The organism is Streptosporangium sp. NPDC005286, from assembly GCF_040607515.1.
GTDB lineage: Bacteria > Actinomycetota > Actinomycetes > Streptosporangiales > Streptosporangiaceae > Streptosporangium.
This window is the reverse complement of record NZ_JBEXGU010000019.1, coordinates 1-20,454: the sequence shown is the minus strand read 5'-3', so window position 1 is coordinate 20,454 and position 20,454 is coordinate 1. Positions and strand designations below refer to the sequence as shown.

The 20,454-nt window shown below is 65.2% G+C and carries 33 protein-coding genes; all 33 read right to left on the bottom strand.

Annotated elements, in window-relative coordinates; genetic code table 11:
• Positions 1-5: 5 nt before the first annotated feature.
• The 33 genes from rpsK to rpsL all read right to left on the bottom strand — a co-directional run bounded on the left by rpsK (position 6) and on the right by rpsL (position 19,933).
• Positions 6-410, bottom strand: a complete 405-nt coding sequence (gene rpsK, locus ABZU75_RS10160; protein ID WP_012887860.1) for a 30S ribosomal protein S11 — start codon at positions 408-410, stop codon at positions 6-8.
• 45 nt (positions 411-455) lie between these two features.
• Positions 456-836, bottom strand: coding sequence for a 30S ribosomal protein S13 (gene rpsM, locus ABZU75_RS10155; protein WP_012887859.1), 381 nt, complete (start codon positions 834-836; stop codon positions 456-458).
• Positions 837-1,046: 210 nt separating this feature from the next.
• Positions 1,047-1,160 (bottom strand): 50S ribosomal protein L36, encoded by a 114-nt coding sequence (gene rpmJ / locus ABZU75_RS10150; RefSeq protein ID WP_003956441.1) that lies wholly within the window; start codon positions 1,158-1,160, stop codon positions 1,047-1,049.
• Between the two features lie 23 nt (positions 1,161-1,183).
• Positions 1,184-1,405 (bottom strand): translation initiation factor IF-1, encoded by a 222-nt coding sequence (gene infA / locus ABZU75_RS10145; protein ID WP_012887858.1) that lies wholly within the window; start codon positions 1,403-1,405, stop codon positions 1,184-1,186.
• Positions 1,406-1,836: 431 nt separating this feature from the next.
• A complete protein-coding gene (locus ABZU75_RS10140; RefSeq protein ID WP_355551496.1) occupies positions 1,837-2,274 on the bottom strand; it encodes a DUF1707 domain-containing protein in 438 nt (145 codons plus the stop codon).
• A 50-nt stretch (positions 2,275-2,324) separates the two neighbouring features.
• Positions 2,325-3,143 (bottom strand): type I methionyl aminopeptidase, encoded by an 819-nt coding sequence (gene map, locus ABZU75_RS10135; RefSeq protein ID WP_350953868.1) that lies wholly within the window; start codon positions 3,141-3,143, stop codon positions 2,325-2,327.
• 123 nt (positions 3,144-3,266) lie between these two features.
• A complete protein-coding gene (locus ABZU75_RS10130; RefSeq protein ID WP_030912884.1) occupies positions 3,267-3,917 on the bottom strand; it encodes an adenylate kinase in 651 nt (216 codons plus the stop codon).
• The gene (gene secY, locus ABZU75_RS10125; RefSeq protein ID WP_030912888.1) at positions 3,917-5,236 is read right to left on the bottom strand and encodes a preprotein translocase subunit SecY; all 1,320 of its coding nucleotides are present in this window, start codon (positions 5,234-5,236) and stop codon (positions 3,917-3,919) included. Before secY ends, ABZU75_RS10130 begins: the two co-directional genes overlap by 1 nt.
• A 179-nt stretch (positions 5,237-5,415) precedes the next feature.
• Positions 5,416-5,871 carry a 50S ribosomal protein L15 gene (gene rplO / locus ABZU75_RS10120; RefSeq protein ID WP_350911377.1) on the bottom strand — a complete coding sequence of 152 codons (456 nt, stop codon included), beginning with the start codon at positions 5,869-5,871 and terminating at the stop codon, positions 5,416-5,418.
• A 2-nt stretch (positions 5,872-5,873) separates the two neighbouring features.
• Complete coding sequence (gene rpmD / locus ABZU75_RS10115) at positions 5,874-6,056, bottom strand: 50S ribosomal protein L30 (RefSeq protein WP_030912892.1); 183 nt, start codon at positions 6,054-6,056, stop codon at positions 5,874-5,876.
• A 3-nt stretch (positions 6,057-6,059) separates the two neighbouring features.
• Positions 6,060-6,692 carry a 30S ribosomal protein S5 gene (gene rpsE, locus ABZU75_RS10110; RefSeq protein WP_030912894.1) on the bottom strand — a complete coding sequence of 211 codons (633 nt, stop codon included), beginning with the start codon at positions 6,690-6,692 and terminating at the stop codon, positions 6,060-6,062.
• Positions 6,693-6,753: 61 nt separating this feature from the next.
• A complete protein-coding gene (gene rplR, locus ABZU75_RS10105) occupies positions 6,754-7,137 on the bottom strand; it encodes a 50S ribosomal protein L18 (RefSeq protein ID WP_030912897.1) in 384 nt (127 codons plus the stop codon).
• A gap of 2 nt (positions 7,138-7,139) precedes the next feature.
• Entirely contained in the window at positions 7,140-7,682 is a 543-nt protein-coding gene (gene rplF, locus ABZU75_RS10100; RefSeq protein WP_355551487.1) for a 50S ribosomal protein L6, read from the bottom strand.
• 17 nt (positions 7,683-7,699) lie between these two features.
• On the bottom strand, positions 7,700-8,098 hold the full coding sequence (gene rpsH, locus ABZU75_RS10095) for a 30S ribosomal protein S8 (protein ID WP_355551484.1): 399 nt from the start codon (positions 8,096-8,098) through the stop codon (positions 7,700-7,702).
• 146 nt (positions 8,099-8,244) lie between these two features.
• Positions 8,245-8,430 (bottom strand): type Z 30S ribosomal protein S14, encoded by a 186-nt coding sequence (locus ABZU75_RS10090; protein WP_012887844.1) that lies wholly within the window; start codon positions 8,428-8,430, stop codon positions 8,245-8,247.
• A gap of 2 nt (positions 8,431-8,432) precedes the next feature.
• On the bottom strand, positions 8,433-9,002 hold the full coding sequence (gene rplE / locus ABZU75_RS10085; RefSeq protein ID WP_030912902.1) for a 50S ribosomal protein L5: 570 nt from the start codon (positions 9,000-9,002) through the stop codon (positions 8,433-8,435).
• A complete protein-coding gene (rplX, locus tag ABZU75_RS10080; RefSeq protein ID WP_063766231.1) occupies positions 9,002-9,298 on the bottom strand; it encodes a 50S ribosomal protein L24 in 297 nt (98 codons plus the stop codon). The genes rplE and rplX overlap by 1 nt, the downstream gene beginning before the upstream one ends.
• Before the next feature lie 8 nt (positions 9,299-9,306).
• Positions 9,307-9,675, bottom strand: a complete 369-nt coding sequence (rplN, locus tag ABZU75_RS10075) for a 50S ribosomal protein L14 (protein ID WP_012887841.1) — start codon at positions 9,673-9,675, stop codon at positions 9,307-9,309.
• 181 nt (positions 9,676-9,856) lie between these two features.
• Positions 9,857-10,138, bottom strand: coding sequence for a 30S ribosomal protein S17 (gene rpsQ, locus ABZU75_RS10070; protein ID WP_030912907.1), 282 nt, complete (start codon positions 10,136-10,138; stop codon positions 9,857-9,859).
• Positions 10,131-10,367 carry a 50S ribosomal protein L29 gene (gene rpmC, locus ABZU75_RS10065; protein WP_355551478.1) on the bottom strand — a complete coding sequence of 79 codons (237 nt, stop codon included), beginning with the start codon at positions 10,365-10,367 and terminating at the stop codon, positions 10,131-10,133. Before rpmC ends, rpsQ begins: the two co-directional genes overlap by 8 nt.
• A complete protein-coding gene (gene rplP, locus ABZU75_RS10060) occupies positions 10,367-10,786 on the bottom strand; it encodes a 50S ribosomal protein L16 (RefSeq protein ID WP_030912912.1) in 420 nt (139 codons plus the stop codon). The genes rpmC and rplP overlap by 1 nt, the downstream gene beginning before the upstream one ends.
• A gap of 2 nt (positions 10,787-10,788) precedes the next feature.
• Positions 10,789-11,646: a 30S ribosomal protein S3 gene (gene rpsC / locus ABZU75_RS10055; protein WP_030912914.1), complete on the bottom strand. Its 858-nt coding sequence runs from the start codon at positions 11,644-11,646 to the stop codon at positions 10,789-10,791.
• The gene (gene rplV, locus ABZU75_RS10050; RefSeq protein WP_030912916.1) at positions 11,646-11,999 is read right to left on the bottom strand and encodes a 50S ribosomal protein L22; all 354 of its coding nucleotides are present in this window, start codon (positions 11,997-11,999) and stop codon (positions 11,646-11,648) included. Before rplV ends, rpsC begins: the two co-directional genes overlap by 1 nt.
• 97 nt (positions 12,000-12,096) lie before the next feature.
• Positions 12,097-12,375, bottom strand: a complete 279-nt coding sequence (rpsS, locus tag ABZU75_RS10045; RefSeq protein WP_030451498.1) for a 30S ribosomal protein S19 — start codon at positions 12,373-12,375, stop codon at positions 12,097-12,099.
• An 11-nt stretch (positions 12,376-12,386) separates the two neighbouring features.
• Positions 12,387-13,223 (bottom strand): 50S ribosomal protein L2, encoded by an 837-nt coding sequence (gene rplB / locus ABZU75_RS10040; RefSeq protein WP_271220144.1) that lies wholly within the window; start codon positions 13,221-13,223, stop codon positions 12,387-12,389.
• A gap of 91 nt (positions 13,224-13,314) precedes the next feature.
• Positions 13,315-13,617: a 50S ribosomal protein L23 gene (rplW, locus tag ABZU75_RS10035; RefSeq protein ID WP_030912923.1), complete on the bottom strand. Its 303-nt coding sequence runs from the start codon at positions 13,615-13,617 to the stop codon at positions 13,315-13,317.
• Positions 13,617-14,264, bottom strand: a complete 648-nt coding sequence (rplD, locus tag ABZU75_RS10030; protein ID WP_350911368.1) for a 50S ribosomal protein L4 — start codon at positions 14,262-14,264, stop codon at positions 13,617-13,619. Before rplD ends, rplW begins: the two co-directional genes overlap by 1 nt.
• Positions 14,261-14,914: a 50S ribosomal protein L3 gene (rplC, locus tag ABZU75_RS10025; RefSeq protein WP_030912930.1), complete on the bottom strand. Its 654-nt coding sequence runs from the start codon at positions 14,912-14,914 to the stop codon at positions 14,261-14,263. The genes rplD and rplC overlap by 4 nt, the downstream gene beginning before the upstream one ends.
• 14 nt (positions 14,915-14,928) lie before the next feature.
• Positions 14,929-15,237 carry a 30S ribosomal protein S10 gene (gene rpsJ, locus ABZU75_RS10020; RefSeq protein ID WP_030912931.1) on the bottom strand — a complete coding sequence of 103 codons (309 nt, stop codon included), beginning with the start codon at positions 15,235-15,237 and terminating at the stop codon, positions 14,929-14,931.
• 334 nt (positions 15,238-15,571) lie between these two features.
• Positions 15,572-16,765, bottom strand: coding sequence for an elongation factor Tu (tuf, locus tag ABZU75_RS10015; RefSeq protein WP_355551469.1), 1,194 nt, complete (start codon positions 16,763-16,765; stop codon positions 15,572-15,574).
• A gap of 187 nt (positions 16,766-16,952) precedes the next feature.
• Positions 16,953-19,052 carry an elongation factor G gene (gene fusA, locus ABZU75_RS10010; RefSeq protein WP_355551467.1) on the bottom strand — a complete coding sequence of 700 codons (2,100 nt, stop codon included), beginning with the start codon at positions 19,050-19,052 and terminating at the stop codon, positions 16,953-16,955.
• 36 nt (positions 19,053-19,088) lie between these two features.
• Complete coding sequence (rpsG, locus tag ABZU75_RS10005) at positions 19,089-19,559, bottom strand: 30S ribosomal protein S7 (RefSeq protein ID WP_012887827.1); 471 nt, start codon at positions 19,557-19,559, stop codon at positions 19,089-19,091.
• 2 nt (positions 19,560-19,561) lie between these two features.
• Positions 19,562-19,933 (bottom strand): 30S ribosomal protein S12, encoded by a 372-nt coding sequence (gene rpsL / locus ABZU75_RS10000; RefSeq protein ID WP_012887826.1) that lies wholly within the window; start codon positions 19,931-19,933, stop codon positions 19,562-19,564.
• Between the last annotated feature and the right edge of the window lie 521 nt (positions 19,934-20,454).

Genomic DNA, 20,454 nt, shown 5'->3' with positions numbered 1-20,454 from the left:
TGGGCTCAGACGCGACGGCGCTTGGGCGGACGGCAGCCGTTGTGCGGCACGGGGGTGACGTCCTGGATGGACCCGACCTCAAGACCCGTCGCCTGCAGCGAGCGGATCGCGGTCTCACGACCGGAGCCGGGGCCCTTGACGAAGACGTCGACCTTGCGCATGCCGTGCTCCATGGCGCGGCGGGCGGCGTTCTCCGCGGCCATCTGCGCGGCGAACGGGGTGGACTTGCGAGAGCCCTTGAACCCGACGTGGCCGGCGCTGGCCCAGGAGATCACGTTCCCACTCGGGTCGGTGATCGAAACGATCGTGTTGTTGAACGTGCTCTTGATGTGGGCGTGCCCGTGAGCGACGTTCTTCTTTTCCTTGCGGCGCACCTTCTTCGGTGCACCCTGGCGGCTCTTAGGAGGCATTCTTTGCCTTCACTCCTGAGGTCTTCGGTCCTGCGGCTACGCGGACTACTTCTTACCGGGCTTCTTCTTACCGGCCACGGTCTTCTTCTTGCCCTTACGGGTGCGTGCGTTGGTCTGCGTGCGCTGACCGTGCACAGGAAGGCCACGGCGGTGCCGGATGCCCTGGTAGCACTGAATCTCGATCTTGCGACGGATGTCGGCCTGAACTTCGCGACGGAGGTCACCCTCGATCTTGTAGTTCGCCTCGATGTAGTCGCGCAGCGGGACGAGTTCCTCGTCCGTGAGCTGGTGAACGCGGAGGTCGCCGTTCACACCGGTGGCCTTGAGGGTCTCGAGCGCGCGCGTGCGGCCGATCCCGAAAATGTAGGTGAGAGCGATCTCCAGCCGCTTGTCGCGGGGGAGGTCGACGCCAACCAGGCGAGCCATGGTCGGGCATTCTCCTTCGTTGTGGCGGAGGTCCTACGCCTCACTTCCCCTCCCCATGCCCGGGGTGAGGGCCCCGGCCTCCGACCGGGGGTCTCCTGCGGGGTACGGCGCGAGCCGCCTGCGCAGGTGTGAAACGCGATTACCTTGGAAGCCCCACATGGGTCGAGCCCGCCTCTTGGGAACGGACTCTCGTGGGGCCTGTTGGAACGACTAGCCCTGGCGCTGCTTGTGGCGCAGGTTGTCGCAGATCACCATGACGCGACCGTGCCGGCGAATCACCTTGCACTTGTCACAGATCTTCTTGACGCTCGGCTTGACCTTCATAGTCCTATTCGTCCCTCAGACGCTTACTTGTATCGGTAGACGATCCGCCCACGACTGAGGTCGTAGGGGCTCAGTTCGACGACAACCCTGTCGTCAGGAAGGATCCGGATGTAGTGCATCCGCATCCGCCCGCTGATGTGGGCCAGGACCTTATGGCCGTTATCGAGTTGCACCCTGAACATCGCGTTCGGGAGCGACTCAACCACAGTGCCCTCGATCTCGATGGCGCCGTCTTTCTTGGCCATGTCCCTCGCGTTTCACTGATCGGTCGTCTGAGGCTTCGGAACACTAAGCAGCCGCGACCCAGCGCTTCGATGAGAGCGGCGGTTGCGACACCGCCGACGCGCAATGGTCATAGTGAACCGAAGAAGGAGTGTACGGCACCGGGCGAGGAAATGCGAAACACACGGCCGGCACCTTGACACAACCGCTACACAGGATACCGCAGATCCCTACAGGGATGGACGGCACGGTTCGACGCGCGAATGCTCGTGGCCTCATTGTGGCATGTCCAGCCTGGTCAGGCCAGCACTCCTACGGCCCGGTCAGACCGGATCCCCTCGGACGACCGCCCCTATCGAGGCCGTCCGAGGGGATCCGCCCGACGTCCCGCGGCGGCTCGCGCCATGGGCAGGCCCCGATGACCCGGCACTGGAATCCACCCCCTCCCCACCACTCAGGTGGACTTCTTGTCCCCGCCCAGCCCGGTGAGGACGGTCGTCACCAGCAACACCACACCCCACGGGCCCATGACCCAGAGCGGCCACGGGTAGGGGAAGTCGAGGCCGCTGGTCACTCCGATGATGAGCCAGATCATCCAGTTGACGCCGCTGGCCGTCGCCCAGGCGGCCCAGGCGGCCGCCAGACCCTTGTTCTGTGCCTTGTCCTGCTTGCCCCCCTTGGTGCGCTCAGGGGCGCGGGAGGGGGTCTCCGGAAGCCGGCGCAGGTCGACGTCGGGAAGATCGGAGGTGAGGACGGCGAGCTCGCCGTACGTCTTGCTGCTGTAGAGCTGTTCGAGGCGCTCGTCGAACTCCTCGGTGGTCAGGCGGCCCTGCGCGTAGTGCTCCCGCAGGACCGAGGCGACCTTGTCGCGGTCCCCATCGGAAGCTCGCATATCTGGACCAGCCGCCATATCAACCACATCCGCTCACCGGCGAGCCTGATCTAGCCCGCGTCTCCCAACAAGTCGACAAGCCGCTCTTTACCCCCGTCAAGGGCGGTCAGTACCCAAGGTCCATTATGTGTCACGGCGACGCTGTGTTCGAAGTGTGCCGAGGCCTTACCGTCGATCGTGACCACGGTCCAGTCGTCGGCCAGCACCTTGGTCCGGTCCGTCCCCAGGTTGACCATGGGCTCGACGGCGAAGCACATACCCGGTTCGAAACGCGGGCCACGGCCCGGTTTGCCGTGGTTGGCCACCCACGGGTCCATATGCATCTCGGTGCCGATGCCGTGCCCGCCGTACTCCTGCGGGATGCCGTAGCGCCCCTGGGAGCGGACGTACTTCTCCACCTCGTGACCGATATCGGACAGGTGGCGACCCACCGTGAGCGCGGCGATGCCCCGCCACATGGCCTCCTCGGTGACCCGCATCAGCTCGGTCAGCTTGGGGTCCACCTCACCGATGCCGACCGTGATGGCCGAGTCGCCGTGCCAGCCGTCCAGGATGGCACCGCAGTCGATCGAAATGACGTCGCCCTCCCGCAGCGCCCTGCGGTCGCTCGGGATGCCATGGACCACCTCGTGGTTGACCGACGCGCAGATGGTCGCCGGGAAGCCCTGGTAACCCTTGAAGGAGGGGATCGCCCCCTCGCCTCTGATGGCCTTCTCCGCGATCGCGTCGAGGTCCAGGGGCGTCATGCCCGGCTGGACGCTCTCCCGCAGCAACTGCAGGGTACGACCGACCACCAGGCCCGCCGCCCGCATCTTCTCCAGTTGTTCGGGCGTCTTCAGCTGAATTCCGTGCTTGTTCTTCTTGAACACGTGCGCACCCCCTGGGGTGGTTCAACGGGCGGTCCGGGAGCCCAATTCCCCAGATTCTGCCCTAAATGGCAGCACGCCACCCATGAGAAGCCATGGGTGGCGTGCAAGGTAGATATCGCTTCGCTAGCCGACGAAGGGGCTCAGGGCCTCCATAGCGCGCTGAGTGATCTCTTCCACCGGACCGGTGGCGTCGACTCCGACAAGGATGCCCTCGTCCGCGTAGAAGGAGACCAGGGGGGCGGTCTGCTCCTGATAGACCTCCAGGCGGTGCCTGACGGTCTCCTCCTTGTCGTCGTCGCGCTGGTACAGCCGGCCGTCACAGGCGTCGCAGATGTCGTCCTTCTTGTCGTCGAAGTCGACGTGCCAGATACGACCGCACTGGCTACAGGTGCGGCGCCCGGCGAGCCTGCGGACGACCTCCTCGTCGTCGACCACGAGCTCCAGAACGATGTCCAGACCGGATCCGAACTCGGCGAGGATCTTCTTCAGGATCTCGGCCTGGGGCACGTTCCTGGGGAAGCCGTCGAGCAGGAAACCGTCCTGCGCGTCTTTCTCAGCGAGGCGGTCACGGACCATCGCGATGGTGACCTCGTCAGGCACGAGGTCACCGCGGTCCATGTATTCCTTGGCAAGCTTGCCGAGCTCCGTACCACCCGAGACGTTGGCACGGAAGATGTCACCTGTCGAAATCTTCGGGATCGACAGGTTCGACGCAATGAACTGGGCCTGTGTCCCCTTACCCGCTCCGGGGGGCCCGACCAGGACGAGGCGCACTATTTCAGGAAGCCTTCATAGTTGCGCTGCTGCAGCTGGCTTTCGATCTGCTTCACGGTGTCAAGGCCGACACCAACCATGATCAGAATGCTCGTCCCTCCGAACGGGAAGTTCTGACTCGCACCGACGAGCGCCAGCGCGACGATCGGCACCATGGAGATCAGGCCCAGATACAGCGCGCCAGGAGCGGTGAGTCGCGTGAGCACATAGTTCAAGTACTCAGCCGTCGGGCGCCCCGGGCGGATGCCCGGGATGAAACCACCGTACTTCTTCATGTTGTCGGCGACTTCAACGGGGTTGAAGGTAATCGACACGTAGAAGTACGTGAAGAACACGATAAGCAGGAAGAAAGTGATCATGTACGTCGGGGTGGTCCCTCCGCCGCCGAACTCCTGCGAGATCCACTGGATGATCTTGTTCGGCTCTTCCTGGCTGTTCGTGAAGAGCGTCGTGATCAGCTGCGGAAGGTAGAGCAGCGAGGAGGCGAAGATGACCGGGATGATGCCGGCCTGGTTGACCTTCAGCGGGATGTAGGTCGACGTCCCGCCGTACATCCGGCGGCCGACCATGCGCTTGGCGTACTGCACCGGGATCCGGCGCTGGGCCTGCTCGACCATCACGACCAGGGCGATCATCGCGATACCGACGACGATGACCACGGCGAAGACGAAGCCGCCCTTCTGCCTGGCGATGTTCAGCAGCTCGGACGGGAAGACGGCGATGACCTGAGTGAAGATCAGGATGGACATGCCGTTGCCGATGCCGCGGTCGGTGACGAGCTCGCCCAGCCACATGACGACGGCGGTGCCGGCGGTCATGGTCAGCACCATCGTGACGATGGCGAAGACGTTGTCCTTGTCGAGGAGGATCTCTTCGCGGCACTGCGGGAACAGCTGGCCGCCGCGGGCCAGGGCCACGAAGGCGGTCGACTGCAGGATGGCAAGCCCGACCGTCAGGTAACGCGTGTACTGCGTGATCTTGGTCTGTCCGGCCTGCCCCTCCTTCTTGAGGGCCTCCAGGCGCGGAATGACCACGACGAGCAGCTGAAGAATGATGCTCGCGGTGATGTACGGCATGATGCCGAGGGCGAACACTGAAAGTTTCAGGAGGGCGCCGCCGCTGAACAGCTGCACCATTCCGTAGATGTTGCCCGCGTCCCCCGCCTGCGCCTGGGTGAGACAACGGCTGATGTTCTCGGTATGCACACCCGGAGTCGGCAGGACCGACCCAAGTCGGAACAGCGCAATGATGCCCAAAGTGAAGAGCAGCTTCTTACGCAGGTCCGGCGTACGGAACGCTCGGGTAAATGCGGTCAGCACGGTCCCTCCTGCGCGCCTGAAAGGCGAGGTCGGTCAGCGATGGTGCGGGGGTGTTCCATCTTTGCCATATCCAGTCAATGAGCCCAAGGAAATGAGTCGAGGCCCACTGTCCAGCGAACTCTAACGCACTACGGGCGCGGGAGCCCATTACGAGCCCCCGCGCCGCGTGATGATGACACCTACAGCTCGGAGACGGAGCCTCCGGCGGCAGCGATCTTCTCCTTGGCACTGGCGGAGAAGGCGTGCGCCTCCACGTTCAACGCCACGGAGATGTCACCGGTTCCCAGAACCTTGACGAGCTGGTTCTTGCGAACCGCGCCCTTGGCGACCAGCGCCTCCACGGTGACGTCGCCACCGTCGGGGAACAGCTCGCCGAGCCTGTCAAGGTTGACGACCTGGTAGGTCGTCTTGAACAGGGCGTTGGAGAAGCCCTTGAACTTGGGCAGGCGCCGCTGCAGCGGAACCTGACCACCCTCGAAGCCGAGCGGGACAGTGTTCCTGGCCCTCGTGCCCTTGGTTCCGCGACCCGCGGTCTTGCCCTTGGACGCCTCGCCGCGGCCCTTGCGGACCTTCGACTTGTTGGCGCCGGGGGCCGGACGCAGGTGGTGGATGCGGAGCGGAGTGTTCTCTGCCATGTCTAGTCGACCTCTTCCACGGTGACGAGGTGCGTCACCACGGAGACCATGCCGCGGATCTCCGGGCGGTCCTCCTTGACGACGACGTCGCCGATTCGCTTAAGACCGAGCGAGCGCAGCGAGTCACGCTGCTTCTGCTTGCCACCGATCTTCGAGCGGACCTGGGTAATCTTCAGGCGTGCCATGGGCTAGCTCACCGCCTTCGCCGCCGCGGCCTCCGCGAGACCCTCGGCGCGAGCCTTGAGCATCGCCTTGGGGGCGACGTCCTCGATCGGCAGGCCACGGCGGGCCGCGATCTCCTCGGGGCGGCTGAGGCCCTTCAGAGCGGCCACGGTGGCGTGCACGATGTTGATCGGGTTGTCCGAGCCGAGCGACTTGGACAGCACGTCGTGGATGCCCGCGCACTCCAGCACGGCGCGCACCGGGCCACCGGCGATGACACCGGTACCGGGCGACGCCGGACGCAGGAAGACGACGCCGGCGGCCTCTTCGCCCTGCACGATGTGCGGGATGGTGCCCTGGATACGGGGCACCTTGAAGAAGTGCTTCTTGGCCTCTTCGACACCCTTGGCGATCGCCGCGGGCACTTCCTTGGCCTTGCCGTAGCCGACACCGACCATGCCGTTGCCGTCACCGACGATGACGAGGGCGGTGAAGCTGAAGCGACGACCACCCTTCACGACCTTGGCCACTCGGTTGATCTTCACAACGCGCTCGATGTACGAGACGCCCTTGTCAGCGTTGCCACCGCGGCGGTCGTCACGACGACCGTCACGCCGCTCGCCACCGGCGGCGCCACCGCGACGCGGAGCTCCAGCCATTAGTGGTTCCTCTTCTCATTCGTAAGACGGGCCATCGGTTGCGCACTGGTGAAAGGAGTCATCAGAACTCCAGTCCACCTTCGCGGGCGCTGTCCGCGAGAGCCGCGATGCGGCCCGCGTAGCGGTTGCCACCCCGGTCGAACACGACCGCGGTGATCCCGGCTGCCTTGGCCCGCTGAGCGAGAAGCTCGCCGACCTGCTTGGCCTTGTCGGTCTTGGCGCCCTCGGCCGAGCGCAGGGAGGCGTCCATGGTGGAGGCGCTCACCAGCGTGTGGCCCTGGGCGTCGTCGACGATCTGCACGAAGAGGTGCCTCGTGGAGCGGTTGACGACCAGACGCGGACGCGTGGCCGTACCGACAACCTTCTTGCGGACTCGGCCGTGGCGGCGGGCCCGCGAGACGGCGCGGGCGGCCGTGTGCTTGCCGAACGCAGTCTTGCCAGCCATGCCTACTTACCAGCCTTTCCGACCTTGCGGCGGATAACTTCACCCTGGTAGCGCACGCCCTTGCCCTTGTACGGGTCGGGCTTGCGCAGCTTGCGGATGTTCGCGGCGATCTCGCCGACCTTCTGCTTGTCGATGCCGTCCACGTGGAACAGCGTCGGCTTCTCGACGCGGAAGGTGACACCCTCGGGAGCGTTGACGATCACCGGGTGGCTGAAGCCGAGAGCGAACTCAAGCTGAGTCGGGCTCTTGGCCTGCACGCGGTAACCGACGCCCACGATCTCCAGGGACTTCGAGTACCCCTGAGTCACACCGGTCACCATGTTGGCGACCAGGGTGCGGGACAGGCCGTGCAGCGCACGGATCTTGTTCTCGTCGTTGGGGCGGGTGACGGAGAGATTTCCGTCCTCACCCTTGGCGATCGCGATGGGTTCCGCGACCGTAAGCGAAAGCGTGCCCTTGGGGCCCTTGACCGTGACGTCCCGGCCGTCGATGGCGACGTCCACTCCGTTCGGTACGGGGATGGGCAGCCGTCCGATTCTTGACATGCTGTTCGTTCTCCCCTCTACCAAACGAAGGCGAGGACTTCCCCGCCCACTCCACGCTTGCCGGCCTGCTTGTCCGTCATGAGACCGCCGGACGTCGAGATGATCGCGACGCCCAGTCCGCCCAGGACTCGGGGCAGGTTGTCCTTCTTTGCATAAACCCGCAGGCCGGGCTTGGAAACCCGTCGCAGGCCCGCGAGCGACCGCTCACGGCTCGGCCCGAACTTCAGCTCCACCACGAGGTTCTTTCCGACCTTGGCGTCTTCGACGCCCCAGGACTGGATGTAACCCTCCTGCTGGAGGATCTCGGCGATGTGCGCCTTGATCTTCGAGTACGGCATCGCCACGCTGTCGTGGTACGCCGAGTTCGCGTTTCGCAGACGCGTCAGCATGTCTGCGATCGGGTCGGTCATCGTCATGGCCGGTGGCCTTCCTCACCGCGGTTTCCACAGGGGACCTTCGGTGCGGTCATGGGCGCTTGTAGTCAGCGCCCGGTGAATACGAACTTCTATGTGTGGCCGGTGCCCCGCGCGGGCCCGTGATGGTCATGGGACCGCGCGGACGGCTACCAGCTCGACTTGGTGATGCCGGGCAGCTCGCCCCGGTGCGCCATCTCACGGAAGCAGATGCGGCACAGGCCGAACTTCCGGTAGACGGCGCGGGGACGACCACAGCGCGAGCACCGAGTGTACGCCCGGACCTCGAACTTGGCCTTGCGAGCAGCCTTGACCTTGAGCGACGTCTTCGCCATGATCAGGCCTCCTTGAAGGGGAAGCCGAGGTGCTTCAGCAGCGCCCGGCCCTGGTCGTCGGTCTTAGCGGTGGTCACGACCGTGATGTCCATACCACGCTGGCGGTCGACCTTGTCCTGGTCGATCTCGTGGAACATGACCTGCTCGGTGAGACCGAAGGTGTAGTTCCCGTTGCCGTCGAACTGCTTGGGCGACAGGCCGCGGAAGTCACGGATGCGGGGCAGCGCCAGCGAGAGCAGCCGGTCGAGGAACTCCCACATGCGGTCGCCGCGGAGCGTGACGTGCGCGCCGATCGGCATGCCCTCGCGCAGCTTGAACTGGGCGATGGACTTGCGGGCGCGGACGACCGCCGGCTTCTGGCCGGTGATCACGGTGAGGTCGCGGACGGCGCCTTCGATGAGCTTCGAGTCACGCGCGGCCTCGCCGACGCCCATGTTCACCTTGATCTTGGTGATGGTGGGCACCAGCATGATGTTCTCGAACCCGAACTGCTCGTTCAGCTTCGCGATGATCTCTTCGCGGTAGCGCTGCTTGAGGCGCGGGAGGGTCCGCTCTTCAGTGTTCGCGGTCATCAGTTGTCCTCACCCGTCTCCTCGGAAGCAGCCTTGGCCGACTCCTTCTTGGCGGGCTTGTCGTCATCCTTGAGCTTCTTGACGTTGCTCACGTGGATGGGAGCCTCCATGGTCTGCACGCCGCCGGTCTTGGCGCCACGCGGACCCTGGTTGGTCTCCTTGGAGTGCTTCTTGACCATGTTGACGCCCTCGACCACCACGCGCTCGTCGCGCGGGTGGGCGGCGATCACGCGGCCCTTGGCACCCTTGTCCTTGCCGGCGATGACCAGTACGAGGTCACCCTTCTTCACATGCAGCTTCGGCATTACAACACCTCCGGCGCGAGCGAGATGATCCGCATGAACTTCTTGTCACGCAGCTCACGTCCAACGGGACCGAAGATGCGGGTGCCCCGGGGGTCACCGCTGTCCTTGATGATGACGGCGGCGTTCTCGTCGAAGCGGATGTAGGAGCCGTCGGGCCGGCGGCGCTCCTTGACAGTGCGGACGATGACGGCCTTGACCACATCGCCCTTCTTCACGGTGCCGCCGGGAATGGCGTCCTTGACAGTGGCGACGATGATGTCGCCGATTCCCGCGTAGCGCCGGCCCGAGCCACCGAGCACACGGATGCAAAGGACTTCCTTCGCACCGGTGTTGTCGGCGACCTTGAGCCGCGACTCCTGCTGGATCACTTGTACTCCTGTTTGTCTCGCTGGTTCTCACCCGTGGGTGAGCCTTGCGGAACCTGCTGGGTCTTTTTCCCCCGGCGACAGTCCCTGGCGGACCGCCGACGCAGGCGGGGCGAAGATCGCTTCGCCCCCTTGGACGCCGTCATGGGGGGTGACGGTGTCACCCCCCACGAGGCGCGTTGACTTACTTGGCCTTCTCGAGGATCTCGATGACCCGCCAACGCTTGCTGGCGGAGAGCGGCCGGGTCTCCATCAGGAGGACTCGGTCGCCGACACCGCAGCTGTTGGCCTCGTCGTGCGCCTTGTACTTGGTCGTCCTGCGGATGACCTTGCCGTACAGGGGGTGCTTGACGCGGTCCTCGACAGCGACCACGACAGTCTTGTCCATCTTGTCGCTGACGACCAGACCCTCACGGGTCTTGCGGTAGTTCCGCGTCTCGGTCGTGGTTTCCGTGGCCTCAGCCATCAATCGACTCCTTCTCTACCGTGACGATTCCGAGCTCCCGCTCGCGCATCACCGTGTAGATACGGGCGATTTCGCGGCGAACGGCACGCAGCCGCCCGTGGCTCTCCAACTGGCCGGTCGCAGACTGGAAGCGGAGGTTGAACAGCTCCTCCTTGGCTTCCTTCAGCTTCGTGACCAGAGTGTCCTGGTCTTCCACCCGCAGCTCACCGGCGGTCAGGCCCTTAGCCATCACGCCTCACCCACTTCACGCTTGACGAACCGGCACTTCATCGGCAGCTTGTGCATCGCACGACGCAGGGCTTCGCGAGCCACCGGCTCGGCGACACCCGACAGCTCGAACATGATGCGACCGGGCTTGACGTTGGCGATCCACCACTCCGGCGAACCCTTACCGGAACCCATGCGGGTCTCGGCGGGCTTCTTGGTGAGCGGACGGTCCGGATAGATGTTGATCCAGACCTTTCCACCACGCTTGATGTGACGGGTCATCGCGATACGAGCCGACTCGATCTGGCGGTTGGTCACGTAGGAGTGCTCAATCGCCTGAATGCCGAACTCGCCGAACACGACCCTGGTGCCGCCCTTGGCAGCGCCGTGACGGTCGGGCCGGTGCTGCTTACGGTGCTTGACCCTGCGCGGGATCAGCATGGTCAGCTCCCTTCAGCACCCGGCTGCGCAGCCGGGCCGGTCTCGGGGGCAGCCTGGGAGGCCGCCTCGTTCCTGGGGGCGCGGTCGCCACGGCCGGCACCGGCACCACGACGGGCGCCACCGGCACCACGACGGGGACGGTCGCCGCCACCGGCACCGGGGCCACGACGGTCGTCGCGGTCACGACGCTGGCCCGCACGAGCACCGGCGGCAGCCGCCTCGCGCTCGGCGCGGCTGGTCGGAGCCTCACCCTTGTAGATCCACACCTTCACGCCGATACGGCCGAAGGTGGTACGGGCCTCGTACAGGCCGTAGTCGATGTCCGCGCGGAGGGTGTGCAGGGGCACGCGGCCCTCGCGGTAGAACTCCGAACGGGACATCTCAGCGCCGCCGAGACGACCGGAGCACTGCACCCGGATGCCCTTGGCGCCGCTCTTCATCGCCGACTGCATCGCCTTGCGCATGGCACGGCGGAACGAGACACGGCTGGACAGCTGCTCGGCCACACCCTGGGCGACGAGCTGAGCGTCGATCTCAGGGTTCTTGACCTCAAGGATGTTCAGCTGGACCTGCTTCTTGGTCAGCTTCTCGAGGTCACCGCGAATCCGGTCCGCCTCGGCGCCGCGGCGGCCGATGACGATGCCCGGACGGGCGGTGTGAATGTCGACCTGAACCCGGTCGGTGGTCCGCTCGATCTCCACCTTGGAGATGCCGGCCCGCTCCATGCCCTTCTTGAGCATGCGGCGGATCGCCACATCCTCGGCAACGTACGACTTGTAGAGCTTGTCGGCATACCACCGGCTCTTGAAGTCGGTCGTGATGCCGAGGCGGAACCCGTGCGGGTTAACCTTCTGACCCACTAGCGGGTCCTCCCCTTCGGCTCGCGGGACTCCACGATCACGGTGATGTGGCTGGTCCGCTTGTTGATCCGATAGGCACGACCCTGAGCACGGGGACGAAACCGCTTCAGCGTCGGGCCCTCGTCGACCCAGGCACGGCTCACGAAGAGCGTGTCACGGTCGAGCTTGAAGTTGTGCTCCGCGTTGGCAATGGCGCTCGACAGCACCTTGTACACGGTCTCGCTCGCCGACTGGGGAGCGAACTGCAGCACGGCCTGCGCCTCCGAAGCGGGCAGCCCGCGAATGAGGTCCACCACACGGCGGGCCTTCATGGGCGTGTGGCGCGCGAACCGCGCCTGAGCCCTGGCTTCCATCGCTTACTCCTCTTACCCTTCGTTTTGGTCGAGTCCGTCTCACTCTGTGACGATCGCTTCCGATCGTTCCCGGCTCGACGTCCTCTTCCTGAGGCGCTTATCGCCGGCTGCGGCGGTCTTCCTTGACATGGCTGCGGAAGGTCCGCGTCGGCGCGAACTCACCCAGCTTGTGGCCGATCATCGACTCGGTGACGAACACCGGGACGTGCTTGCGGCCGTCGTGAACGGCGATCGTGTGGCCGAGCATGTCGGGCACGATCATGGAGCGCCGCGACCACGTCTTGATGACGTTCTTGGTGCCCTTCTCGTTCTGGGCATCCACCTTCTTCTGAAGGTGGTCGTCCACGAAGGGACCCTTCTTGAGGCTACGTGGCATTTTGGCTGCTCCTACCGCTTCTTCCGCTTGGTACGACGGCGGATGATCAGCCGGTCGCTGGCCTTGTTCGCCGCACGAGTACGACCCTCGGGCTTGCCCTTGGGGTTGACAGGGTGACGACCGCCGGAGGTCTTACCCTCACCACCACCGTGCGGGTGGTCGACCGGGTTCATCGCGACGCCGCGGACGGTGGGGCGCTTGCCCTTCCACCGCATACGTCCGGCCTTACCCCAGTTGATGTTCGCCTGCTCGGCGTTGCCGACCTGGCCGATGGAGGCCCGGCAGCGAACGTCGACCTGGCGCATCTCACCGGAGGGCATACGCAGCGTGGCGTACTGGCCCTCCTTGGCGAGGAGCTGAATCTGCGCGCCGGCGGACCGGCCCAGCTTGGCGCCACCGCCCGGACGGAGCTCCACCGCGTGGATGAAGGTACCGGTCGGGATGTTGCGCAGCGGGAGGCAGTTGCCCGGCTTGATGTCGGCCGTGGGGCCGTTCTCGATCTTGTCGCCCTGCTTGAGGCCGGTCGGGCAGAGGATGTAGCGCTTCTCCCCGTCGGCGTAGTGCAGCAGCGCGATACGGGAGGTGCGGTTCGGGTCGTACTCGATGTGAGCGACCTTGGCCGGGATCCCGTCCTTGTCGTGACGCCGGAAATCGATGATCCGGTAGGCGCGCTTGTGGCCACCGCCCTGGTGACGGGTGGTGACACGGCCGTGGACGTTACGGCCACCCTTGCTGTGCAGGGGTGCAAGCAGCGACTTCTCGGGCGTGCTGCGCGTGATCTCGGCAAAGTCCGAGACGCTGGCGCCGCGGCGACCCGGGGTCGTCGGCTTGAGTTTACGGATGCCCATCTTTTTCGTTCATCCTTCGTCGGTTAATCCGGTCGAACGCCCCTCACCTGGTGGTGAGGGGCTTTCTCCCTGTACTTACTGAGCGAGCGCGTCAGCCGATCTGGCCGAAGATGTCAATCCGGTCGCCTTCGACCAGGCTGACGATCGCTCGCTTGGTAGCCGGACGCTGGCCGTAGCCGAATCTGGTCCGCTTACGCTTGCCCTGGCGGTTGATGGTGTTGACGCTGGCCACCTTGACGCCGAAGATCTTCTCAACAGCGATCTTGACCTGCGTCTTGTTGGCCGTCTTCCGCACCAGGAACGTGTACTTGTTGTGCTCGTCGATCAGGCCGTAGCTCTTCTCGGAGACAACCGGCTTGATGATGATGTCGCGCGGGTCGGCGATCTTCTCCATCAGGCGTCTTCCTTCCCGCTCTTGCTCAGACGCGCGACGACCTGGTCGTACGCCGCCTGAGTGAAAACGACGTCGTCGTGGCAGAGCACGTCGTAGGTGTTGAGCTGCCCGGCGTCCAGCAGGTGGACCTCGGGAGCGTTGCGCAGGCTCAGCCAGCTGAGCTCGTCACCCTCGTCGACGACGACCAGGACGCTACGCGCCTCGGTGATCTTGCGAAGCGACTCGAGAGCCGCCTTGGTCTTCGGGGTCTCCCCCGCGACCAGACCGCTGACCACGTGAACGCGGCCCCCGGTCGCCCTGTCGGACAGGGCCCCGCGCAGGGCGGCGGCCTTCATCTTCTTGGGAGTCTTCTGCGAGTAGTCCCGCGGAACCGGACCGTGGACGGTGCCGCCGCCGGTGAACTGCGGAGCGCGGGTCGAACCCTGGCGGGCGCGGCCCGTACCCTTCTGGCGGTACGGCTTCTTGCCGCCGCCACTGACCTCACCGCGGGTCTTGGCCTTGTGGGTGCCCTGCCGGCGAGCGGCGAGCTGGGCCACGACGACCTGGTGGATCAGCGGGATGTTGACCTTGGTGCCGAAGATGTCCTCCGGCAGATCGACGGTCCCGGCCTTGTCGCCGCTCGCGTCGAGGACGTCAATGGTGCTCACTTGGCAGCCCCCTTCTTGGCAGCGGTGCGGACCAGAACCAGGCTGCCGTTGGCGCCGGGGATCGCACCCTTGATCAGGATGAGGCCCTTCTCGGCGTCCACGGCGTGGACCTTGAGGCTCTGGATGGTCGTGCGGGCGTTGCCCATCCGGCCGGCCATGCGCACGCCCTTGAAGACGCGGCCCGGGGTGGCGCAGCCACCGATGGAACCCGGCGAGCGGTGCTTGCGCTGCGTACCGTGCGAGGCGCCCAGGCCCTTGAAGCCGTGCCGCTTCATGACACCCGCGTAACCCTTGCCCTTGCTCTTGCCCGTCACGTCGACGTACTGGCCGGCCTCGAAGGTGTCGGCCGAGAGCTCCTGGCCCAGGGTGTACTCGCTCACGTCGTCAGTGCGGATCTCCGCGAAGTAACGGCGCGGGGTGATGTCGTGCTTGCGCAGGTAGTCGCCGAGCGGCTTGTTGACCTTCCGCGGGTCGACCTGCCCGAAGCCCAGCTGAACGGCGGTGTAGCCGTCCTTCTCAGCGGTGCGGACGCGGGTCACGACGCACGGACCAGCCTCGACGACGGTCACCGGGACCATCCGGTTGTCCGCGTCGAAGACCTGGGTCATGCCGAGCTTCTTGCCCAGGACGCCCTTGATCTGCTTAGCCATGTCAGTGCGTTCCCTCAGAGCTTGATCGAGATGTCGACGCCGGCGGGAAGGTCGAGTCGCATGAGCGAGTCGACCGTCTTCGGCGTCGGGTCGATGATGTCAATCAGCCGCTTGTGCGTGCGCATCTCAAAGTGCTCGCGGCTGTCCTTGTACTTGTGCGGCGAGCGGATGACGCAGTACACGTTCTTCTCGGTCGGCAGCGGCACCGGGCCCGCGACCTTGGCGCCAGTCCTTGTCACCGTCTCGACGATCTTCTTGGCCGAGACGTCGATGACCTCGTGGTCATAGGCCTTGAGCCGAATGCGGATCTTCTGTCCCGCCATAATGGCCTCGGTGTCCTTCACTGTCGTCTGAAAAAGTTACGTGCGGCCTGTTGCCGCTGTGTCATGGCCGGGTCCGTCTCGGACGTCCCCTCCACGTTGTGCGGAGCCCACTTCGCCCTGGGGCGACGTTCTCCGCACACGCCCCACGTAGCAGACGCTGTGAGTCCGCGCTTTCTTCCGTGATCTGGCAGTTACTTCGGTCATCGTTCGGCCGAACCAACTGCGAGATCACGGTTCGTGGGGTCCCTGCCAGGGTTCGCGCCCTGCGGCGCGGGCCCCTCGTGGGGAAGCGGCCGGCCCTGCGTTGAGGGCCGACCGCCACTCCGCGATCGTACTACTTGATGATCTTGGTCACTCGACCCGCACCGACGGTGCGGCCACCCTCACGGATGGCGAACTTGAGACCGTCCTCCATCGCGATGGGCTGGATGAGCGCGACGTTCATCTCGGTGTTGTCGCCCGGCATGACCATCTCGGTGCCCTCGGGGAGGTTCACCACGCCGGTCACGTCAGTCGTACGGAAGTAGAACTGCGGGCGGTAGTTGTTGAAGAACGGCGTGTGGCGGCCGCCCTCGTCCTTGCTCAGAATGTAGACCTGGGCCTCGAACTCGGTGTGCGGGGTGGTCGTGCCCGGCTTGATGATGCACTGGCCGCGCTCGACGTCCTCGCGCTTGATGCCGCGCAGGAGCAGACCGACGTTGTCACCCGCCTGGCCCTCGTCGAGGAGCTTGCGGAACATCTCGACACCGGTGACCGTGGTGGTGGTCTTGGTCTCCTTGATGCCGATGATGTCGACGGTCTCGCTGACCTTGACGATGCCACGCTCGATACGGCCGGTGACGACCGTGCCGCGACCGGTGATCGAGAAGACGTCCTCGACCGGCATCAGGAACGGCTTGTCGGTCTCACGGACCGGCTCGGGGACGTTCTCGTCCACCGCGGTCATGAGCTCGATGATCGAGTCACCCCACTTGGCGTCGCCCTCAAGCGCCTTCAGCGCCGAGACGCGGACGACCGGCAGGTCGTCGCCGGGGAACTCCTGGGCCGAGAGAAGCTCACGGACCTCGAGCTCGACGAGCTCCAGGATCTCCTCGTCGTCCACCATGTCGGACTTGTTGAGGGCCACGACGATGTAGGGAACGCCGACCTGGCGGGCCAGGAGGACGTGCTCCTTCGTCTGCGGCATCGGACCGTCGGTGGCGGCGACCACGAGGATCGCACCGTCCATCTGAGCCGCACCGGTGATCATGTTCTTCACGTAGTCCGCGTGACCGGGGCAGTCCACGTGGGCATAGTGGCGCTTCTCGGTCTGGTACTCGACGTGCGCGATGGAGATCGTGATACCACGAGCCTTCTCCTCGGGCGCCTTGTCGATCTTGTCGAACGGGGTCGCCTCGTTGAGGTTCGGGAAACGCTCGTGGAGCACCTTGGTGATCGCCGCGGTCAGAGTGGTCTTGCCGTGGTCGATGTGCCCAATGGTGCCGATGTTTACGTGCGGCTTGGTCCGCTCGAACTTGGCCTTGGCCACTGCTCTCTCCTTAGAGATTCTGACGTGACTTGCGTCTTCATATTCGGGTTCGGGGAGGCCGATCCCTCTCGGAACCGGCCGACGAGAATGTTCTCGCCCCGCACCCTTCGGCGCCGGGAGGCGATTTTCCCCACCCCTGCTAGGAAGCGGGGGAGGCTCGCCTCCCGTACCGGATTGGATGCTGGACTTACTCGCCCCGCACCTTCGCGACGATCTCCTTGGCGATGTGCGCGGGCACTTCCGCGTAGGAGTCGAACTGCATGCTGTAGCTCGCGCGTCCCTGCGTCTTGCTACGAAGGTCTCCCACGTAGCCGAACATCTCAGAGAGCGGCACGAGCGCCTTGACGATCCGGGCGCCGGAGCGCTCGTCCATCGCCTGGATCTGCCCGCGGCGACCGTTGAGGTCACCGATGACGTCACCCATGTAGTCCTCGGGCGTGGTGACCTCGACGGCCATCATCGGCTCCAGGATTACGGCGTCCGCCTTGCGCGCGGCCTCCTTGAAGGCCATCGAGCCGGCGATCTTGAAGGCCATTTCGGACGAGTCCACCTCGTGGTAGGCACCGTCCTGCAGGGTGACCTTGACCCCGACCATGGGGTAGCCGGCGAGAACACCGAACTCGGCCGCCTCCTGGGCACCCGCGTCGACCGAGGGGATGTACTCCCTCGGGATGCGGCCACCGGAGACCTTGTTCGCGAACTCGTAACCGTCGTTGCCCTCGCCCAGCGGCTCAATGTCAATGATGACCTTGGCGAACTGGCCGGAACCACCGGTCTGCTTCTTGTGGACGTAGTCGACCTTCTCCACCTTGCGGCGGATGGTCTCCCGGTAGGCCACCTGAGGCCGGCCGATGTTGGCCTCGACCTTGAACTCGCGGCGCATCCGGTCGACGAGGATCTCCAGGTGGAGCTCGCCCATACCCCAGATGACCGTCTGCCCGGTCTCGTCGTCACGACGGACCTGGAAGGACGGGTCCTCCTCGGCCAGACGCTGGATCGCGGTGCCCAGCTTCTCCTGGTCGCCCTTGGTCTTGGGCTCGATGGCGACGCTGATGACCGGCGCCGGGAAGTTCATCGACTCCAGGACCACGGGGTGAGCCGGGTCGGCCAGGGTGTCACCGGTGGTGGTGTCCTTCAGGCCCATGACGGCGACGATCTGACCGGCGACGGCCGACGGGCGCTCCTCGCGCTTGTTGGCGTGCATCTGGTAGATCTTGCCGATCCGCTCCTTACGGCCCTTCACCGAGTTGACCACGGCGGTGCCGGTCTCGAGCGTGCCCGAGTAGATGCGGATGTAGGTGAGACGGCCCAGGTGCTGGTCGCTCATGATCTTGAATGCCAGCGCGGAGAACGGCTCGTTCACATCCGCGTGGCGCTCGATGACCTCGTCTTCCTTGCCGACCGCGTGGCCCTTGAAGGCCGGGATGTCGGTCGGAGCGGGAAGGTAGGCGACGATCGCGTCGAGCAGGGGCTGAATGCCCTTGTTCTTGAACGCGGTGCCGGTCAGGACCGGGTTGATGGCGCTGCTCAGCGTCGCGCGGCGGATGGCCGCGACCAGCTGCTCCTCGGTGGGCTCGACGCCCTCCAGGAAGAGCTCCATCAGCTCGTCGTCGTTCTCGGCGACCGTCTCGACCAGCTTGTCACGCCACTCGCGAGCGGCCTCGGCGTGCTCGGCCGGGATGTCGACGGTCTCGTACATCTCGCCCTTGGCCGCCTCGGCGCTCCAGAGCAGACCCTTCATCTTGACCAGGTCGATGACGCCCTTGAAGTCGGCCTCGACGCCCCAGGGAAGCTGAAGAACCGCGGGGGTCGCGTTCAGGCGGCTGATCATCATGTCGACGCAGCGGTGGAACTCCGCGCCGACCCGGTCCAGCTTGTTGACGAAGCAGATCCTGGGAACTTCGTAACGGTCGGCCTGACGCCACACCGTTTCGGACTGGGGCTCGACGCCTGCAACGCCGTCGAACACGGCGACGGCACCGTCGAGGACGCGGAGCGAGCGCTCCACCTCGATCGTGAAGTCCACGTGACCCGGCGTGTCGATGATGTTGATCGTGTGGCCGAGCCACTCGCAGGTCGTAGCAGCGGAGGTGATGGTGATACCACGCTCCTGCTCCTGCTCCATCCAGTCCATCGTGGCTGCGCCCTCGTGGACCTCACCGATCTTGTAGTTGATACCGGTGTAGAACAGGATGCGCTCAGTCGTCGTGGTCTTGCCCGCGTCGATGTGAGCCATGATCCCGATGTTGCGGACCTTGGCCAGGTCAAGAGCGGTCGTGGTGGCCACTTCTCTCGCGTCCTCGTCGTCTCGTCGAAGCCGCTGTTACCAGCGGTAGTGGGCGAAGGCCTTGTTGGACTCGGCCATCTTGTGGGTGTCCTCACGCTTCTTGACGCTTGCGCCGAGGCCGTTGCTGGCATCGAGCAGTTCGTTCATGAGGCGCTCGGTCATGGTCTTCTCGCGGCGGGCCCGGGAGTACTGCACCAGCCAGCGCAGGGCCAGGGTGGTGCTGCGCGCGGCGCGCACCTCGACCGGGACCTGGTAGGTCGCGCCACCGACACGGCGGCTGCGGACCTCAAGGGTGGGCTTGACGTTGTCCAGCGCGCGCTTCAGGGTGACGACCGGGTCGTTGCCGGTCTTCTCCTTGGCTCCTTCGAGGGCGCCGTACACGATGGACTGAGCGATGGACCGCTTGCCGTCCAGGAGCACCTTGTTGATAAGCGCGGTGACCAGGGGCGAGTTGTGAACCGGGTCAGCCATGAGCTGACGACGGCCAGGAGAACCCTTGCGAGGCATTCTTACTTCTCCTTCTTCGCGCCGTAACGGCTACGGGCCTGCTTGCGGTTACGGACACCCTGGGTGTCGAGCGAACCACGGATGATCTTGTAGCGAACACCCGGCAGGTCCTTCACACGACCACCGCGGACGAGCACGATGGAGTGCTCCTGAAGGTTGTGACCGACACCGGGGATGTAGGCCGTGACCTCGATACCGTTGGTGAGCCGGACACGCGCGACCTTGCGGAGCGCGGAGTTCGGCTTCTTGGGGGTCGTGGTGTAAACGCGCATGCAGGTGCCGCGTCGCTGAGGGCTGGCCTTGAGCGCCGGGGTCTTGGTCTTGGTGACCTTGTCCTGGCGGCCCTTGCGGACCAGCTGCTGAATCGTGGGCACCGCGTCTCCGTTCGTGCTAGCCGGTTAATCGAATGTCGTGCATTTTGCAGGTACTGCCGGTGTCATGACCTGCGGTTCTTTCATCCCCTCCGACCCACGCGGTCGGGCGTGTCGCGCACTTGTCACGCCACAACCCGGTCAAGGCCGGTCCGGTGGAGGAGGCCATGCGGCGCCCCTGCCGACTCCCCACCGGGAACCTGTCGACGCACACGCATGAGGGCCCATGAAGACATGAGCACGAAGGGCAAGACTACCCAGCCCAGCGCAACACGTCAAAACGGCCGCACCCGCAGGGCGCCGCTGTGGGCGCCCGCATTCGTGTCATGACTCCCACGACCGGTTACCGACCGACCGCTTCTGGGTCCACGTCGAGTTTACCCGTCGCAGAGCACTTCTCCGGCCGTTCTCCCCATTAACGTACGGCTTTCGCCGCAACATTCCGGTCAAGAAAGGGCCACACCCGCCCGTCACGGACGTGAACACGGTGGAAAGGCAGCGGCGCCCGGCCCCCTGCCGGGGAC